The sequence below is a fragment of the Butyricimonas sp. Marseille-P2440 genome, assembly GCF_900091675.1.
GTDB classification, from domain to species: domain Bacteria; phylum Bacteroidota; class Bacteroidia; order Bacteroidales; family Marinifilaceae; genus Butyricimonas; species Butyricimonas synergistica.
In genome coordinates this window covers 1,275,960-1,294,353 of record NZ_LT594610.1, presented here as the reverse complement: position 1 = coordinate 1,294,353, position 18,394 = coordinate 1,275,960, and the positions used below count along the sequence as shown (strand labels likewise).

The 18,394-nt window shown below is 44.4% G+C and carries 19 protein-coding genes; 10 read left to right on the top strand and 9 right to left on the bottom strand.

Annotated elements, in window-relative coordinates:
- Nucleotides 1–25: 25 nt before the first annotated feature.
- The 3 genes from BN8899_RS16435 to BN8899_RS21375 form a co-directional block, all read right to left on the bottom strand.
- Nucleotides 26–1,405 (bottom strand): hypothetical protein, encoded by a 1,380-nt coding sequence (locus BN8899_RS16435; protein WP_148375494.1) that lies wholly within the window; start codon nt 1,403–1,405, stop codon nt 26–28.
- 98 nt (nt 1,406–1,503) lie between these two features.
- Nucleotides 1,504–1,671, bottom strand: a complete 168-nt coding sequence (locus BN8899_RS20835; RefSeq protein ID WP_157237433.1) for a hypothetical protein — start codon at nt 1,669–1,671, stop codon at nt 1,504–1,506.
- 7 nt (nt 1,672–1,678) lie between these two features.
- Complete coding sequence (locus tag BN8899_RS21375) at nt 1,679–2,863, bottom strand: energy transducer TonB (RefSeq protein WP_065220209.1); 1,185 nt, start codon at nt 2,861–2,863, stop codon at nt 1,679–1,681.
- Nucleotides 2,864–3,950: 1,087 nt separating this feature from the next.
- Here BN8899_RS21375 and BN8899_RS16425 point away from each other — a divergent pair.
- Complete coding sequence (locus BN8899_RS16425) at nt 3,951–4,592, top strand: DUF6266 family protein (RefSeq protein WP_065220785.1); 642 nt, start codon at nt 3,951–3,953, stop codon at nt 4,590–4,592.
- Between the two features lie 80 nt (nt 4,593–4,672).
- A complete protein-coding gene (locus BN8899_RS16420; RefSeq protein ID WP_065220208.1) occupies nt 4,673–5,320 on the top strand; it encodes a hypothetical protein in 648 nt (215 codons plus the stop codon).
- Nucleotides 5,321–5,379: 59 nt separating this feature from the next.
- Here BN8899_RS16420 and fabG read toward each other — a convergent pair whose 3' ends face one another.
- Nucleotides 5,380–6,126: a 3-oxoacyl-[acyl-carrier-protein] reductase gene (fabG, locus tag BN8899_RS16415; protein ID WP_018336460.1), complete on the bottom strand. Its 747-nt coding sequence runs from the start codon at nt 6,124–6,126 to the stop codon at nt 5,380–5,382.
- Between the two features lie 463 nt (nt 6,127–6,589).
- On the opposite strand from fabG, the gene BN8899_RS16410 reads away from it, so the two are divergent.
- The 7 genes from BN8899_RS16410 (at nt 6,590) to BN8899_RS16380 (ending at nt 12,954) form a co-directional block, all read left to right on the top strand.
- Nucleotides 6,590–7,042, top strand: coding sequence for an alanyl-tRNA editing protein (locus BN8899_RS16410; protein ID WP_065220207.1), 453 nt, complete (start codon nt 6,590–6,592; stop codon nt 7,040–7,042).
- 153 nt (nt 7,043–7,195) lie between these two features.
- A complete protein-coding gene (gene pta / locus BN8899_RS16405; protein ID WP_065220206.1) occupies nt 7,196–8,200 on the top strand; it encodes a phosphate acetyltransferase in 1,005 nt (334 codons plus the stop codon).
- A 48-nt stretch (nt 8,201–8,248) separates the two neighbouring features.
- Nucleotides 8,249–9,448 carry an acetate/propionate family kinase gene (locus BN8899_RS16400; protein ID WP_065220205.1) on the top strand — a complete coding sequence of 400 codons (1,200 nt, stop codon included), beginning with the start codon at nt 8,249–8,251 and terminating at the stop codon, nt 9,446–9,448.
- Between the two features lie 168 nt (nt 9,449–9,616).
- Nucleotides 9,617–11,038, top strand: coding sequence for an MFS transporter (locus BN8899_RS16395; protein ID WP_065220204.1), 1,422 nt, complete (start codon nt 9,617–9,619; stop codon nt 11,036–11,038).
- 82 nt (nt 11,039–11,120) lie between these two features.
- The gene (locus BN8899_RS16390; RefSeq protein WP_018336465.1) at nt 11,121–11,711 is read left to right on the top strand and encodes a LemA family protein; all 591 of its coding nucleotides are present in this window, start codon (nt 11,121–11,123) and stop codon (nt 11,709–11,711) included.
- Between the two features lie 12 nt (nt 11,712–11,723).
- Entirely contained in the window at nt 11,724–12,161 is a 438-nt protein-coding gene (locus BN8899_RS16385; protein WP_065220203.1) for a TPM domain-containing protein, read from the top strand.
- A 7-nt stretch (nt 12,162–12,168) separates the two neighbouring features.
- Complete coding sequence (locus BN8899_RS16380) at nt 12,169–12,954, top strand: TPM domain-containing protein (RefSeq protein WP_065220202.1); 786 nt, start codon at nt 12,169–12,171, stop codon at nt 12,952–12,954.
- Here BN8899_RS16380 and BN8899_RS16375 read toward each other — a convergent pair.
- From BN8899_RS16375 to BN8899_RS16360, 4 genes are read right to left on the bottom strand one after another with little or no spacing between them, the layout of a single operon-like run.
- Nucleotides 12,919–13,842 carry a FecR domain-containing protein gene (locus BN8899_RS16375; protein ID WP_065220201.1) on the bottom strand — a complete coding sequence of 308 codons (924 nt, stop codon included), beginning with the start codon at nt 13,840–13,842 and terminating at the stop codon, nt 12,919–12,921. The two genes, BN8899_RS16380 and BN8899_RS16375, sit on opposite strands and share 36 nt — an antisense overlap.
- 41 nt (nt 13,843–13,883) lie before the next feature.
- Nucleotides 13,884–14,411 carry an RNA polymerase sigma-70 factor gene (locus BN8899_RS16370; protein ID WP_065220200.1) on the bottom strand — a complete coding sequence of 176 codons (528 nt, stop codon included), beginning with the start codon at nt 14,409–14,411 and terminating at the stop codon, nt 13,884–13,886.
- Between the two features lie 54 nt (nt 14,412–14,465).
- On the bottom strand, nt 14,466–14,930 hold the full coding sequence (locus tag BN8899_RS16365) for a YqaA family protein (protein ID WP_065220199.1): 465 nt from the start codon (nt 14,928–14,930) through the stop codon (nt 14,466–14,468).
- A 7-nt stretch (nt 14,931–14,937) separates the two neighbouring features.
- Nucleotides 14,938–16,005, bottom strand: a complete 1,068-nt coding sequence (locus BN8899_RS16360; RefSeq protein WP_018336471.1) for a hypothetical protein — start codon at nt 16,003–16,005, stop codon at nt 14,938–14,940.
- 94 nt (nt 16,006–16,099) lie between these two features.
- Between BN8899_RS16360 and BN8899_RS16355 the strand changes: the two genes are divergently transcribed.
- A complete protein-coding gene (locus BN8899_RS16355; protein ID WP_065220198.1) occupies nt 16,100–17,230 on the top strand; it encodes a M20 metallopeptidase family protein in 1,131 nt (376 codons plus the stop codon).
- On the opposite strand, the gene BN8899_RS16350 is transcribed toward BN8899_RS16355, so the two are convergent.
- Nucleotides 17,206–18,390 (bottom strand): clostripain-related cysteine peptidase, encoded by a 1,185-nt coding sequence (locus BN8899_RS16350; protein ID WP_065220197.1) that lies wholly within the window; start codon nt 18,388–18,390, stop codon nt 17,206–17,208. The two genes, BN8899_RS16355 and BN8899_RS16350, sit on opposite strands and share 25 nt — an antisense overlap.
- Nucleotides 18,391–18,394 lie beyond the last annotated feature (4 nt).

Genomic DNA, 18,394 nt, shown 5'->3' with positions numbered 1-18,394 from the left:
TTCCTATCTTACTAATTATTAAACATTAACGTATAAACCACGTATGCCTTGCAATTGTTAAAGCGCTATCATATTTTTCTTTATATTTTGCACTGCCGTCATTTTCCAACCTTTCTATATGAAAATTTTCATTCCCGATATAATAACTATGATCTCCATACCATTTATTATTAAGTGTCAATGTGTTGTTTTTCCAGTCATAATATACTTGGTTAAACAATTTTTTGATTTTAGGATCAGTTATTTCATCATGAATAGGTAATTTCTCCACATAAGGAAGATATTTTTCAATTTCTAATGCATACTGTTGCCAGTTTTTCGTGAATTTACTGGAACTATATTCACAATCACGGTAAAATTTATTAGCCATATAACGATATGTTATTTCAGATACTACCCAAAAACGAAAAGCTACTGCATCATAGTCATTTTCATCATTAAACAAGTAATAATTTTCCCCTTTTCCATCCAATACGATTATATACAATCGAGGTCTTCTATAATCATTCTCCAATTCTTCTGGCATGAACAAGACTTTAAAAGTCATTTCAAAAGCTGTAGATTTTTCCGAGGTATATTGTTTATCTTCCAACTTTTCTTGCACTAAAAGATCTTTTGCTTTATCTACTTTCTTCCAAGCTTCCAATAATTCTATATATTCACCATAAGCTTCATTCATATCAAAACTATTTTTTAGGAATCCCAAAAACGTTTCACACATATTTTTCGAGAAAAATATCTCTTGAAGCCTATTAAAGTCCCGTTCAAATGCTATTACAAATTCTTCTTTACTTATTTCAGTTCTACATTTTTCGTCTTCCCGAATATAAGACTCAAGAATAAACATATACAAGCGAGTACAACAAAAATTCTCCCCACGTACAATGGAATCACAAGCTTGCCTCAAAAGCATCGAAATTTCTTCGTATTTTTGAAGCAGCAATTCTTCTTCCAATTTCTTGTAAACTGTTTCACCAAAAAATAAATTCACAACTTTATCTGCTTTTTCTATTTTTTGCTCAAGAATTCCATTCAACCTACTAGGCAATTGAATGAAAAAATCAGAATAATCATTGATCAATCCCTTATTTTCTTGACAAACAGACAGATAATTATTCATCATTTGATGTAGTTGTTTTATTTTATCTCGGTAACTATCAAGAACAGCAGAATTTATTCTTTCGATGACAATCCGGTGTGTATCTACGACCTTATTAAATTTCAATATGGAATCAAAAACAGCAATGCTAGACAATGCCGTAACAGTTCTGACAAAACTTTCCTCTTTTTGGAAAACCTGAAAATAAGAATTTGTTGTTGTCGCTTTTTCATAATCCGGACGTCTCGTGCAAGAGTATAAAAGCAAGATAAAAAGGCACCCTACAAGAACAGACTTATTTTTCATTATTACTTCTAATCATTATTGAATTTCTGTAAATTATCTAACTTTTTCTGCAATTCATTCAATTTATTTGCAAGATCACGATATTGCTGGTCGAAATATCACATATTTTGCTTCGAAAGTCCAGCAGTTAATGTTTGCAATATATTCAAAACAAGAAGGAAGGCAAGCAATCCTAATATCCATCCTATAACCTCTCGAAAAGTCAAACCTAAAGGAGGAGTAAGAGCTTCTACTCCTTCTCTTAAATTGTACATTAATTCTTCCATAACATTATTATTGTAATCTAAAATTAAATGGCATCGTATAGCTCTCTCTAACCGGTTCACCTTTTTGTTTCCCGGGTATCCATTTTGGCATAATTTTTACCAAACGAATAACCTCCTTGTCCAAAATCGGATCAACAGATGTAACTATTTTTACATCCGTAATGCTACCATCTTTCTCAATCATGAATTGTACTACCACTGTACCTTGGATATTATTTTCTTGCGCAAAAACCGGATATTTCATATGCTTTGCCAGCCACTTATTAATACTACCAGGAAAGCGAGGCGCATCAGTATTAACATCTTCTTTTTCAACATCACGATCATTCCCATCGCCCTCCACGTTCGCTGCCCGATCTTGCCAATCATTAAATTTATGATATTCTCGTGTAAACACGGAAATATATTCTTTACCATCTATTTTATTATCATTTCGAACATAACCTCGGCGAGTAATCCAATTACCATTCTCATCATTTTCATACTCATACATAACTTCTTTTTCTACCTTGGAGTGCGCACTCTGAATATAACCTTGAGAATATTTACTCAACTGTTGATTGAAATAATCATAAAGTTCATAATAATACCCTTGCTCTTCAAGAGTGGTAGAGCATAATCCGATAACCCGACCTTGATTATCATATTTCAATGTTGTATCACCAACTAAATTAACTCGTCCGTTATTATCATATTTGCATATTCTTTTTTGTGCATCTCCATTAGAAGTATATTCTATTATTGTACTTATCTGTTCTTTATCATTATATTGATATTTTATTTTCTTGCATTGAGTTAATCGTCCATTAAAATCTTTCTGGAAAAATATTCTCGGATTATAATCATCTAAGCGATACTCGGCAGCTTCTACTAATTTCCCTCTCTCATCATATTCGTAGCAGCGAAGAAGTGAATTTTCATACACACGAAGAATCTGCTTATCCGATCTGTACCATATTATTCTCTTTAATGTTCCTTCTGACAAAAGTAATTCATCAAACTTATAACGGAAATCGTGCTCTTTTTCTATAATTATATCATAATCAGACATAATTGGTTGAATATGATAACTATTTGTTATTATAGACAGATTAGACATCCGTGTATTGATCGTCTGCGCATCAATAGGTAAAACAGGAATACACATCAATATCACATAGAAGAATATTATTCCAATTTTCACACTCTCCATATTAAGTTAGTATTATATATTGCCTTTAATCCCCAGAAAAGCAGTTTATATTGCATAAGAAAAGCGTGGGAACTTTCAGTTTATCTGTTTTGAGGTATCGCCAAACACCCGACCAAAAATAAACAGCTACCCCACGCTAAACCACATATAGTGTAGATTTCTATATGGCAAGCATGAACGTTTGTACTGCTTATCCTTTTGGTCAAAAATTGGCGATTTTCAAAACAAGGATAAAACTAAACGCTTCAAATATTTCACATTTTCATTACCCGGGTATTATCCCGAATAATTATACAAATGTAATCAATTTTCAGAATCCAGCAAAACGTTCACTCGGGGTAGCCGTGTAACAAAATTAGCAATTTATTACAAAAGCACTGTCCTAGATGAAGTTTCCGGTACTGTTTATAACGTTTCTAAGTGGGAGGATATAAAGAGAGCGTGAAATTGCTAACACTCCCGATAAGCAAGGTTCTGGTAAACCTATCATCATAAAAGCGAAAACAATCCACGCCCAAACGGGTGTGGAACGTGATTCGGCTTATTATTCATGATGATTAAAATTTACCAGATTTTGCTTTATCGAATAATATCCTGTCCGTTCAACAATATTTTAATTCAAATGCCTGCTTCTTTCTTCTTGATGTTTTAGTTCGACTTATTTATTAACGATACAATATTAAGGAAAATCTAGAATATCCCCAAATTGGAAGTGATTATATTTCCACGAAAAAGAACGTTTCAACACACAAAAAAAATCAACAGATTAATATCCAATCATTTGACTTATCAAAAGGGGTACCGAGTAAAAAAAATCCTTTTTTTTCTTGTCTAAATCCTTTTTTGAAGCTATATTTGCATCATAAAGAAAAAAACATTATAACGAATCAGTGATAGAATAACTGATTTTTTACTATTCCGCTATTGAAAGACAAAGAAATCTAAGCAATAGAATTTAAGGAATAGGTAATATGCGATTAAGCATGGAGTCAATTCTAAGAAAAAAAATAATTGCATAATTATTTTTACCCAAGAACAGATGTTTATTACAAACATCAAAATTTTACAATTCATTAAATATTATTATATGGGAAAGATATACCCAGACCTCGCAGGCGCCTATTTAGGAGCCGTAGGAGGAGCTACATATTACATGCTCCACAGTAATAATGTTGTTAGAAGAAAGGGAATTCCCGGGAAAGCCTCGAATTCGCCGGAAGCAGTTGAACAACGCTTGAAATTTGCTATGCTCATCATGCTTTCATCGGCTTTGCGATCGGCAATCCGGTTGGGATTTCCACAACGTAAAAGGGGATGGTCCGCGGCAAACGCGTTCCTTTCATTGAACAAAGACATTTGCTCGGTGGAAGCAGAGAACGTGGTCACTGTGGATTACGAGCGCTTGTTTTGCGCGAACGGGTCATTGCTTGTTCCGGATGTAACGGCAAGCTATAACTCTGAAACGCAAAAGTTTATCTTTGAACAGACGCCAACCGAGGAAGAGGTCGACAACAACGCGGATGACGCGGTGTATGCCGTGCTGCTGGAAAGCGTCTTGGGATTTTGCCGGGTGGTAACACTTCGCCAACGAGGTGAAAGTGGTTCTACATCCGTGCCTTTACCCCAGAAATGGAACAAAGAAAACGTGAAGATTTACACTTTCGCCGTAAGCGCGGACAAAAAGAAGGCTTCCAAATCACAGTACTTAACGCTGGAGGAAGGAGCCTGATGACAAAAGCGAGTGAAAGGAGTTCCCCGGGAACGGGGACTCCCCACTCTATTCATTAGAAAAATAAAGAATTAACTGATATGAAACTAAAAGATTATATCAATGGTTTTCCTGTCGGAAGAAAAGACAATCTAATCTATTACACGCGTAATGGAGAAACATGTATAAGACGATACGAGCTTCCCGGGAAAAAGAAAAAATGGGAAATTGAAGGACGTACGCCCAAGCAGCAGGAAGTGACCGCCCGCTTCACTGCCGTGCAGTCGTTCTACAAGGAGTACATGAAACAGGTATCGCCCGACATTTGGCGAACGGCAGCCAAAGCACACGGAAAGATGGCTCCGAACTTGTTCTACACGACCAATTTCCACTGCTTTGACGGGCAAAGCAAGATCGTGGATTTCGAGGAATTCAAGTTTTCCACCGGGAGGCTGGCACTTCCCCGCGACTTGCAAGTAACGCGGGAAGGCAACCGCTTTCACGTGAGCTGGCAAGAAGAACGGGATTGGAGCACGGCAGCAAGAACGGACGTGATGCAGGTGGGATTGTTGTACGATAACTTGACACGATCGCCCCGCCTGGCTCTCGAAGTAAAAGGTTGCCGCGGGGATTTACGGGGTGAATTTACCCTGGACGAATCTATCGGGCAATCGGCGCACGTGTACATCTTTTTCGCCGGGGTGAATCAATCAGGCTTCTCCCCCAGTTGGCACGTTCACGTGGAGTAAACGGAGAAACAACGAGAGGTGTGCCGCAACACACCTCTCATCTATAAAATTTATAAAACCTACATATTCATTCCGCCACAAACGTGAATGGTTTGTCCCGTCACGTAAGCAGACAAGTCTGAACCGAGGAACACGCATACCTTGGCGATATCCTCCGGGGTACCTCCCCTTCTTAACGGAATTTTTGCCGCCCATTCTTTCCGCACGTCCTCGGGCAATTGAGCGGTCATGTCCGTGATGATGAATCCCGGGGCCACGGCGTTGGCACGGATGTTACGAGAGCCTAACTCTTTTGCCACGCTCTTGGTGAAACCGATGATACCGGCTTTAGACGCGGCATAGTTGGCTTGTCCGGCGTTACCGCTGACACCTACCACGGAACTCATGCTGATAATAGAACCTGATTTCTGGCGCAACATGACGGCAGAAACGGCTTTCGTGAAATTGAACACGGATTTAAGGTTCACGTTGATCACGGCGTCCCATTGTTCCTCGCTCATGCGCATTAACAAAGTATCTTTCGTGATCCCGGCATTATTTACAAGTATGTCAACTCGTCCAAATTCTTTAACAATCTCATCCACGGTAGCGGCAGTAGCGGCAAAATCGGCAGCGTTGGAAGCGTACATTTTCGCTTTCACGCCCAAGGCAGCAATTTCTTTCTCGGTTTCTTGCGCGATTTCGTCATACCTCAAATCGGTAAAAGCGATGTTGGCGCCTTGTCTGGCAAACTCCATTGCCACGGCTTTACCGATGCCTCTTGACGCTCCGGTCACGATGGCTGTTTTTCCTTCTAATAACTTCATAATTACAGTTTTATTTAAACCTAAATTTAAAGCGGGCTCACCCAAAGGTGATTCTCCCCCGCGGAAAGTTTATTCCGCTCGGGAGGCAAAGATAGGCAATAAATTCTATTAATTAACAAGATCATAATCAAAAAAAGAAACCGGGGAAAGCGAGTGGAGGGTTTGGAAGTAATATCAAGGGCCGATATAAGGTCTAAGGCGTATCGATTCGATCATGTTATGAAAGTAAAACTTCCTAGTGTATCTCGCGTGTATCCCCGGTATAATTCTCGGTGTAAAGGTAAGCATCTTTTTGATAAATCCAAAAAAGAAATTATTTTTTTCACCGAACTTATAACCTGCCAACCTGTAACTTGCAACTGATTAATTCTGCCGGGGCAAATTTATTTTATTATATTCGCGATAGAAACATCTCCGTTAAAAACTTATGACGCACGACATTAAAAAGTAATAACATTAAATCATGAACATTAACGAACCCAACAAAACTTACAGTTCACCTGCCATGCACACGGCAGAACATATTCTGAATTCGCAAATGGTGAAGTATTTCCATTGCGAACGGGCATTTTCCGCGCACATCGAGAAAAAGAAATCCAAATGTGATTACCATTTCACAACCCCTCCCTCTCCGGAAGATATTGCAACGGTAGAACTGGCCGTGAACGACATCATCCATCAAAACATTAACGTGGAAGCCATCTTCTACCCGATAGACAAACTCCCAAAGGGCATCAATATCGAACGTCTCCCCGACCGGAGTGTCGACACCGTGCGGGTCATCCGCATCGGCAACTACGACCAATGCCCCTGCATCGGCGAACACGTGTCAAACACGGCAGAAATCGGGACATTCAAAATTATCTCGCACGACTTTAACGAGGGAGTGTTACGGTTGAGATTCAAATTGGCATAGACGATAGACAATTTTCAATCGTTTTTGCAACCTCAATCTTACAAAATCATCAAAAATTGCAAACAATAAATAGCAAAAGGCTCGTTATTTAATGAATTATTCCTACTTTCGCGCTAACGATTGCGAATAACACAACTATAAAAAATAATTACAATGAATCTCCTTGAACAAATCAAAGAAAACGCCAAGAAGTACAACAAGAGAATTGTACTTCCGGAGGGAACTGAAGAACGTACGTTAAAAGCCGCGGACATCCTTATTGGGGAAGGCATCGCGCAAATCATCCTGATCGGGGCACCGGGAGAAATCAAGGCTTTGGCAGAAAAATTCGAGTTGAAGAACATCAACAAGGCAACAATTATCGATCCCGAGAACCACGACAAGAAAGAGGCTTACGCCGACTTGCTGGTGGAACTCCGCAAGAGCAAAGGGATGACGAAAGAACAAGCGTTGAAGCTCGTTGTCGATCCTCTTTATTTGGCAACTTTGATGATCAAGAGTGGTGATGCAGACGGAGAAGTAGCCGGAGCAAAGAACGCTACCGGAGATGTATTACGCCCGGCATTGCAGATCGTGAAGACCCTCCCGGGGATGTCTGTCGTGTCTGGAGCATTCCTCCTGCTGACCAACAAACCGGAATACGGGGAAAACGGATTGATCGTATGTGCCGATTGCGCCGTGTTGCCTAATCCTACCGCTGAAGAATTGGCACAGATCGCCGTTGCCACAGCCGGAACTGCTAGAGCTATCGCCAAGATCGAACCGAGAGTTGCCATGTTGAGCTTCTCCACGAAAGGATCGGCAAAGAACGAACTGGTAGACAAAGTGGTAAAAGCTACCGAACTCGCCAAACAAATGGCTCCCGATGTGATGATCGACGGTGAGATGCAAGCAGACGCCGCACTGGTCGCATCCGTGGGTGCAAGCAAAGCCCCGGGCAGCCCCGTGGCAGGAAAAGCCAACGTGCTTATATTCCCGAGCCTCGAGGTAGGTAACATCAGTTACAAACTCGTGCAACGTATCGCCGGCATCGAAGCAGTGGGTCCCGTATTGCAAGGTATGGCAGCCCCGATCAACGACCTGTCAAGAGGTTGCTCCGTGAGTGACATCGTGAACCTCGTGGCTATCACGGTAAACCAGGCTGCAGCAAAGAACTAAAAATTAATCGATAATCTTCAATCACAGAATCATAAATCGTAAATTATAATGAACGTATTAGTATTAAACTGCGGTAGCTCCTCCATAAAATACCAATTACTAAACATGGAAGGAGAACCGACGTTATTGGCAAAAGGGCTAGTTGAAAAAATCGGTTTACCGGTAGGTAGTTTCACCCACAAACCGGAAGGAAAAGACAAATACGTGGTGGAAGAGCCTATCAAGGATCACACCGCCGGTATCGACTTAATCCTGAAAGCACTTGTAAACCCGCAACACGGGGTTATCAACGCTTTGACCGACATCAATGCCGTGGGACACCGCGTGGCTCACGGGGGAGAATTCTTTGCCAAGAGCGTTATCGTGGACGCTGATGCCAAACAAAAAATTGCCGCTTGCTGCGAATTGGCACCGTTGCACAATCCCGCTAACTTGACGGGAATTGAAACGATGGAAAAACTACTGCCAGGAGTACCGCAAGTAGCCGTGTTCGACACTTCATTCCACCAGACACTGCCGAAGGAAGCATATATCTACGGTCTACCCTACAAGTACTACGAGCAATATCGCGTACGCCGTTACGGATTCCACGGGACATCACACAAATTCGTGGCTCAAAAGGCTTGTAACATCCTAGGCTGGAACATCGAGAATAAAAAGATCATCACTTGCCACCTCGGCAACGGTTCGTCCATTACCGCTATCAACAAAGGGAAATCCGTTGACACGTCCATGGGCTTCACTCCCAACGCCGGAGTTATCATGGGCACTCGTACCGGAGATCTCGATTTAGGTGCACTATTGTTCATCTGTGACAAGGAAGGACTAAACAATGCGCAGGCTAACGACCTCGTAAACAAAAAATCCGGCTTGCAAGGAGTATCGGACGTGTCATCCGATTGCCGCGACTTGCAGGCTGCTGCTGCCGCAGGTAACGAGAAAGCACGCTTGGCTCTCGATATTCTTGCTTACGACGTGAAAAAATACGTGGGTAGCTATGCTGCCGTATTGAACGGTGTAGACCTGATCGTCTTCACGGGCGGAATCGGCGAGAACGACGACGAGGTGCGCGAGCAAGTATGCCGCAACATGGAATACATGGGCATTCATTTCGACACCGCGGCGAACAAAGGCACTCGCGGAAAAGACAAAATATTATCCATGTCCGACTCCAAAGTGATCGTGATGAGCATCACGACCGACGAGGAACTGGTTATTGCCACGGACACGATGAATTTAATCAAGTAATTAATAACTTTCAATCATTATACAGGTTACGCCTTGACTTGCTAATAGTAAAGTCAAGGCGTAATTTTTGGGCTTCCAATTTTTAGTTTTTATCTTTAATATTTGTAACTTGCCAGCCACAAGCGTGCAAGACAAGACGCAAGTTGTAAACCTGTAACTTTTTATGAAATGAGTATTTTTAGCAAATTCCCCCGCACCTTTTGGGTGGCAAACACGATTGAGTTATTTGAACGTTGGGCATGGTATGGATTTTTCATGTTATTTGCCAATTACCTGACAGGGTCGTCCGATGTCGGCGGTCTTGAATTCACGCAAAGCCAAAAAGGAATACTCATGGGCGTGGGAACGGGAATACTTTATTTCTTGCCCGTGTTGACCGGGGCTATCGCTGACCGCTACGGGTACAAAAAAATACTGGCACTTGCTTTCGTGATCTACACTTCGGCATTTATCCTGTTACCTTTATTCTCCACCTTCACGGGGGTATTCCTCATGTATCTATACCTTGCTATCGGTGCGGCTTTATTCAAGCCGGTAATATCAGCAACCATCGCAAAGACCACTACAGACAAGACCGCCTCCATCGGGTTCGGCATCTACTACATGATGGTAAATATCGGGGCATTCTTTGGTCCCATGGTGACATTGCTGTTCAAGGGATCATCGCACCTCGTGTTCTACGTTTCGGCAGGAATGATCGTGTTGAATTTTATCCTTCTCGTGTTCTACAAGGAACCTAACCGGGAAAAGGCGGAACAGACATCCTTGGCAAAGACGCTCAGTGGCATATTCCGCAATATGTTCAGCATCGTGCGGGATCTCAAGTTTTTGGTATTCCTTCTTATCGTGGCGGGATTCTGGACAATGTACAACCAACTGTTTTTCACCCTGCCCGTGTTTATCTCCCAATGGGTAGATACCAGCGTGCTCTACAACTTTTTCCACGAGTACATCCCTTTCATAAGCAATAATTACAGTCCCGCCCCGGGAGTACTGGATGCAGAGTTCGTCACGAACTTTGACGCCTTATATATTATTATCTTTCAAATTGCCGTATCGAGCATCGTTATGCGCCTGAAACCGCTGAAATCCATGATGTCCGGTTTTCTCGTGTGTTCCATCGGAATGGCATTGACGCTATTCTCGCAGAACGTGTTATTCACGCTAGTGGCAATACTCGTTTTCTCGATCGGGGAAATGGCAGGCTCGCCCAAGATCACGGAATACATCGGGCGTATCGCTCCTCACGATAAAAAAGCCCTGTACATGGGATATTCCTTTATTCCCGTTTTTATCGGCAACGTATTCGCCGGGATTATCTCCGGCGTGGTGTATCAAGATATGTCCGACAAAGTGGTTATCACCCGTCAATTCGCCGAAACGAAAGGACTCGCGATACCCGAGGGACTGTCCAATAACGCCTACTTCGACAACGTGGCGCTACAACTTCACCTGAACCACAAGGAACTCACCGATCTACTCTGGCTGCAATACTCTCCCTCAAATATCTGGATGGTTATTCTGGCTATCGGGCTGGCGACTACGGTATTGCTCTATATTTACGATCGGGTAATACGGGGAAAAGCATAACATTCTTGCAAATAATTCGTATCTTTGCGTTAATTGACAAACACAAACAAGTTTATTGTATCACTAAAAATAGAAGCAAAAAATGAAAAAGAGTTATATTGTAATTGGAATAATTGTCATTATCCTAATCGGTATCTTCACGTGGTTTAAAGGAAGTTACAATCAAATGGTGAGTCGTAGTGAAGGAGTTTCCTCGCAATGGTCTAACGTGGAGAACCAATATCAACGTCGTCTCGACTTGATCCCGAACCTCGTGAACACCGTCAAGGGATACGCCGAGCACGAGCAGAACACGCTGACACAAGTCGTGGAAGCCCGGGCAAAAGCCACCCAGATGAGAATTAATTTCGATCAACTCGACGAGAAAACCATCCAACAATTCAACAGCATGCAGGGTGAACTCTCCTCTGCCCTCTCCCGCCTGATGGCAATTTCGGAGCAATACCCGAACCTGAAGGCTAACGAGAACTTCCGTGATTTGCAGGCACAACTGGAAGGTACGGAAAACCGTATCGCCGTGGAAAGAAGAAAGTTCAACGAGGACGTGAAAACCTATAACGCTTACATCCGTTCGTTCCCGAAGAACATCATCGCCAATATGTTCGGCTTTACCGTGAAACCTTATTTCGAAGCTGCCGCGGGAGCGGAAAAAGCACCGGAAGTGAAATTCTAATCTAAAATAAAAATGTCTCCCGAGAAATCATTCACCAAAGAACAAAAAGAGGCGATGGTAGCCGCCATACAACAGGCGGAGAAAGATACATCCGGGGAAATCCGGGTGCATATCGAGAATCGCAGTAAAATAAAGGTACTTGACCGGGCGGCGGACGTGTTCGCCGAATTGAAAATGCACAAGACGGCACTTCGCAACGGGGTGTTGATATACGTGGCACTACTCGACCACCAGCTGGCTATCCTCGGCGATGCCGGGATAAATACCAAGGTACCCGCCGGCTTCTGGGACTCGATAAAAACAAATATGGTAGAGAAATTCAAACAAGGATTAATCACGGAAGGCATCTGCGAGGCAGTACTGGCGGCAGGAGAACAGCTAAAGGCTTATTTCCCCTACCAGGAAGACGACGTGAACGAACTCCCCGACGATATTTCATTCAGTAACTAAAATGACAATGATAAAAAGATTCATCCTATTCCTTACCCTTGTAGCAGGCATCGGTCTATCCTTGCGGGCACAGGACATACCGGAACCCATGAAACCTCGGCGTATTGTCAACGACTTCACGGGTCTGTTCAGCAAGCAAGAACAAGCGGCTCTGGAAAGAAAATTAAGGGACTTCAACGACAGCACGTCCACGCAGATAGCGGTAGTCACGGTTCCCTCGCTAGGCGGGTATGACATCAATGACTATGCTGCCCGGCTCGGCGAGAAATGGGGCGTGGGGCAAAAAGGAAAAGACAACGGTATCGTCCTGCTTATAAAACCCAAGAACAACCGGGAATCCGGACAAGTGGCGATATCCGTCGGCTACGGGTTGGAAGGCGTGATCCCGGACGTGATCGCTTCCCGCATCATTCGCAACGAGATCATTCCCGCTTTCCAGCAAGGGAACTACTACAAGGGCGTGGACAAAGCCCTCACCGTGCTAACCGACCTCTCGAAAGGCGAATACACGGCTGACGAGTACAAGAAGAAAAGCGAAGGCGGCGGGGTATTTGACATCATTATCGGTATCATCATCTTCGCGATATTGCTATCCCTGATCTTCCGGCGCAGGGGTGGCGGAGGATATTCCCCCGGACACACTTCCGGAGGAGGATTCTTCATCTTCCCCATGGGCGGCTTTGGCGGAGGCAGCAGCAGTGGTGGCTTCGGTGGCTTTAGCAGCGGCGGAGGCTCCTTTGGCGGCTTTGGTGGCGGGTCATTCGGCGGAGGAGGTTCCAGTGGCAGCTGGTAAGACAAGTTCTATATCCAGCGTCTGGTTGATAATCTCCAACGCTTCCTTCAAAGGAAGTTTATCAAAAGAAACCGTTATTCGCGACGAATCATATTCATCAGGTAAAGCCATCTTTACCTGATAATATAGGTTCAATTCACGGATTACTTCCGCCAGAGGGGTATCCTTAAATCGGAATACACCCGTCTTCCACCCGATTCGGTTGGCATCAAATTCCGGAGAAACCTTTAATTCCGGTTCACTCGTTTTGTACGAAGCAGACATTCCTTTCTGCAAGATACATTCCTGTTTTCCCCGGGTAGTGGTTACCTTCACTCGTCCGCATTCCACCATCACCTCGGCTGCGGAAGCATCTGCCTGCACTTGGAAGGCGGTTCCCAGTACTTTCACGTTTATCGTGGAAGTCTGCACGATAAACGACTTTTCCAAATCCTTACGCACGGAAAAGAATGCTTTTCCTTTCAGCGATACTTTCCGGAAACGCTTGCCATAGCGAGGCGTGTACACCAATTTGGAAGCTCCGGAAAGCGTCACGACAGAACTATCCGGAAGATAGAACTCCCGGGTTTCGTCTGCCCGGCATACCAACATCACGTCTTTTCCCGGAGCCTCGTGCAGAAGCAGCCAAAGCCCGGTAACAAGCACGACGACGGCAACAGCAACGTAACGTATCAGGCGTTGCACACGGCGTGACTTACGATGAAATATCCTCGTGTCAGGGACAAAGGTATCGGGACGATAGCGCCGTGCCGCCAGATCAAGCCGCTCGGTCAATTGCTTCAACTCCTCACCCCGTTCGGGATTCTCGGAAAGCCATTGCTCGACAGCAGCCCTTTCTTCCTCATTCGCCTCGTCAAATATATATTTCGCAAGTATTCGATTGTCCATAACTTCCTTTTTCAATATGAGTCAAAATACACCAAAAACCCCTACCCCAATCGTCCAAAAAAGAACAAATAAATTTTAATTACCTTCGCTCGCAGGGACTGCAACGCCTTCCCCATCTGGTTCTCCACCGTCTTCACGGAAATACCCAATTCCCCGGCAATCTCCTTGTACTTCATTCCCCGCTGTTTAGCCATCAGGAAGATATTCCGCCGTTCCGTCGGCAATTCGTCTATCCAGTTCCACAAACGGGCTTCCCGTTCCGTGTGAAGCACCTCTTCATCGCTGTTATCATCTGCCGCAACTTCCCCGACGTCCTCTATCGGCTGCACGGCTCGTGCCCGCTGGATAAACTTCAATCCCCGGTTCTTCACCGCCGTGTGAAGATAAGACTTCACGTTGACAACCTCCAGTTTCCCCGCCGTTTCCCGTTCCCAAAGTTCCGCGAAAAGCTGTTGCACGATATCCTCGGCATCCTCGTACTTGCCCGTGTAATTCAAGGCAAACAGGCACAAGGGTCTGTACAACTCTTTGAACTTACTTTCCAGAATATCCGAATTTGAGGCAGTCATCTACACGTTTTTTTTATTTTCCGACGTGACAAATGTAAGATTTCTCTACTAATTTCAACTAATCCACTCGATAAAACGATCCGCGTATTTCAAATAAAGGATCACCCACACCACGAAACGGGCAAATCGTCCGACCAACATATAAAAGGCAGACATCTTGGGACGGACACGATAGAATCCCAAGGCGATGGCAAACAAATCCCCCACCAAGGGCAACCACGTGAACAATGCCAGCCACACGCCATAGCGGTCGATATGTCCTTTCTGCTTTTCCAATTGTTCCCGTTTCACCTTGAACCACCGTTCCAGCCAGTCCCAGCGTCCCAGCCAACCGATCCAATACGAGGTAAGCCCTCCCAGCCAATTGCCAATGGTAGCGATAGCCAAACAGCCCCACACGTTGCCCCCCAAAGCCAACACCCCGACCAACAACACGTCGGCACTCATCGGGATAACCGTCGAGGCTAGAAACGAGCCGATAAAAAGTCCCAAATATCCCAAGCTTACCAGTGTATCCATATACGATTCAATTCGTGTCTTTTTCTATTTTACGACCGTCCCGGGCAAAAAACTCAAGACTCCATATTTTCTCTGCTTTACGTCCCAGTAACCAGAAAGATACAGCCAGGATAAAAAAGAACAACCCCACGTGCATCACGTCCCACAACAGCGAGAAATACAAAGTATATATCCCGAGCAAGAAAAAAGAAATCCCGAATCCCCGAGCCACAACATCGTCCCACCTCAACCCCGCATAAACCGCCGCGACAGATGCCACCAGTATCAAGGTATTCCAGTACCAGAGTTCGATCTGCCTCGTACTATACCAGCTGGAAAAACTGCTTGAATCCCCGAATATGGAAAGCAGCCACAAGGCTATAAAGAAGTAAAGCATCCCGACCACATAAGTAGCGGAACTCACCTCCGCGAACCAGCGTTTCTCCCGTAACAGGAAGCGGCACAACAGGATTGCCACACCGAACACCACGAAGCGAACCGGATAATTCATTCCCAAGAAATAACGTCCCCAATCCGTCAGATACCCCGTTTCCGCACCAAACCATCCGCCAAAAGAGAGTAGGGCAAACACCCACACCATGGAAGACGAGAACCGAAGCCCCAGAAAACCGTACACGAATGTCGCCAGCAAAAGCAACAGGGAATAATGCCCGCTCCCGGTGTCAATAGCGGCTCCCAAGTAACCGATAGACACTGCGGTCAACACCACACCCAGAAAAAGAATCGTTTCGTTACTGAATATCTTGTACGGCAGCCTCTGCCTTCTCCTCCATCCCCAGTAGTAGGTCAACGCCGCCAACAAGGCAAAAAACCCGCTAGCCAAACTGTAAGAAGAAAGAAACAATTTTTGCAGAAATTCCATGATAAGGCGATCGGCAAGCACCGACCCTACCGCCACTACCGCACAAACAATCGCTATCCAGAACGAGTATTTTGCCAACTCTTTCCACTCGAAAGAACGCACCGTGTAACTTGTTTTCAACCGATTAGCCGTATCCGTTGTGACTGTCCCCTCCGCCTCCCACCGCTCGATCACACCTCGCAAAAAGTTCCCTTGGGTTTTATTCAACTTCATTGCCATCCTATTTTAGATTTTTGGGTAAAGATACTAATATTAGCAGTACAAGGAAAACATTTATCTTTTAACTTCGCGGGACAAAAGAACGATTATGCAAGAAGATACTTTTTACCGCACACGCAGGAAATTGCACCAACACCCTGAATTATCCGGACAGGAGAGCAACACGGCTCGTTTCGTGGAAGAACAATTACAGGCGTTCGCCCCGACTAAAATCATCCGCCACGTGGGCGGACACGGTCTGCTGGCTGAATATTTCTTCTCGGAAGAAGGTCCTACCCTACTTTTTCGGGCGGATATGGATGCCGTGGCAGTACAGGAGCCAAACGATCTTCCCTACCATTCACAGAACCCGGGAGTAGCCCACAAGTGCGGACACGACGGGCACACGACCATACTCTTGCGTTTCGCCCAAATGCTGCATGAACAACCGCTAAAACAAGGAAGGGTACTGTTACTTTTCCAACCGGCAGAAGAAAACGGAAGCGGTTCAAAAGCCGTACTGGATACCCACGTACTTGATTACTACACGATAGACAGAGTTTTCGCCTTGCATAATATTCCCGGCTTTAAATCCTCCGCTATACTCTGCAAGAAAGGCAGTTTCACGTGTGCCGTCATTAGCGTGTCGATCGCCCTCACGGGCAAAACCTCACACGCCGCAGAACCCCAAAAAGGGATCAGCCCCATTCCCGCCACTTTACGCATCGTAGAGGAACTCCTGCAATGGAACAACACGGATATTCAATCCGATGACTATTTTCTTGCGACTATCGTGGAGATTCACGCGGGAGAAGAAGCCTATGGCGTATCTGCCGGAAAAGGTGTCATCCGGGCAACACTACGGGCTAAGACCAATCATCAGTTGCACGAGTACGCTGAAAAATTAAAAAAACTGATTGCCTCCGCAAGTGAAAACACCCCGGGCTTACAACACAAGATCACGTGGCTGGAACCTTTCTTCGCCAATGAAAATGACGAGCAGACGGTCGGTATGATTAAAAATATTGCCCTTCGCGAAGGTTTTGATTACGTGGAAATAGAAACCCCCTTTAGCTGGGGCGAAGACTTCGGGCTGTTCACCCAACAATACAAGGGAGCCATGTTCGGTCTGGGTGCTGGGGAAAATTGTGCCCCGCTTCACTCCCCGCAATACGATTTCCCGGATGAACTTATCGAAACCGGAGCAAAAATATTCTACTCCGTGGCATCCCGCTCGTAAACTCCCGCCCACGGGAAATCCCAGTAAGCAGTGGTTTCGCTGTGCCAAAAATTCCGGGGGATATAGGTAGCTATACCACTGAATTTTTCTTCCGGAATGGTTATATAGTAAAAAGGATTCGTCACGGCTTTATACAAAACGACCTTTTCTAACTGTTTCTTGTAAGCCGTATATAGAGAAGGTCTATCTTGAGTCATATATTTGATATACTCCCTTAAATCAAAAAAACGATCATACTTGGAATATCCCACTTTCGGGTAATTATATACCACCGAAGCCTCTATTTTGGCTGCATCTGAAGCCTTCCCGCTTAATACTTCCCGTGTCAGATCATATAGATTTTCCAACTCTGCCATATTAATCAAGGCAACCGAACCAAAACGATTTGCCGAACTATATGTATTATAAAACTCGTAATAGATCTTACATATATTTTCCAACTCTCCCTCCAATTGCATTTCATTTCCCCAGAAATAAGACATTATATCACCATAAGGATACCCGACTATCGGCGTTTCCGTCGGGGAGGCAATAATATACTTCACTTTATCCCGGAACTCGTATAATGCCTCGACAGAGGACATCAGGCAGGCATCGAACAAGATAAAATCTAACCCGGAAGGCAATGCCTTCGCCATATCACGTATATCCATGCTCGAAGTAGAGGCATCCGCAAAACTTCTGCTAATTGAATTTTCCCAAAAAGAGGGGGACCTTGCCGCCCGTCCCGACAAAACCGGAGGAATCCACCCCGAAGCGTGCCCCCCGAAAATCATCCCGTAAGAGCGTGCCGGAAACAACGCCTGCATTTCTTGCACCACCTGCTTCAATGTTTCCGGGGATGCTGAATTCAAATCATCATCATATGTTTTAAGCACTTCTTGCTCCGCCACCCCATTCTTCACTTTAAACGTCAGTAATTGAGGAGCGGCATTGTTAGCATCATAAAAAATAACAATATTACCATCATAACCTTTTTTCCACCCCCCAGCCATATCCCGGATATTATTTTTCAGATAGCTGGATATATTGCCATCCCCCTGTCCCACAAGGTAAACCATCAACGTTCTCTCCTTCTCCGACTCCACTTCATCTTTCTCACAAGACACCATGAAAAAGAATACAAAACACAATATATATAAAATACGACTGTTTTTCATTGTC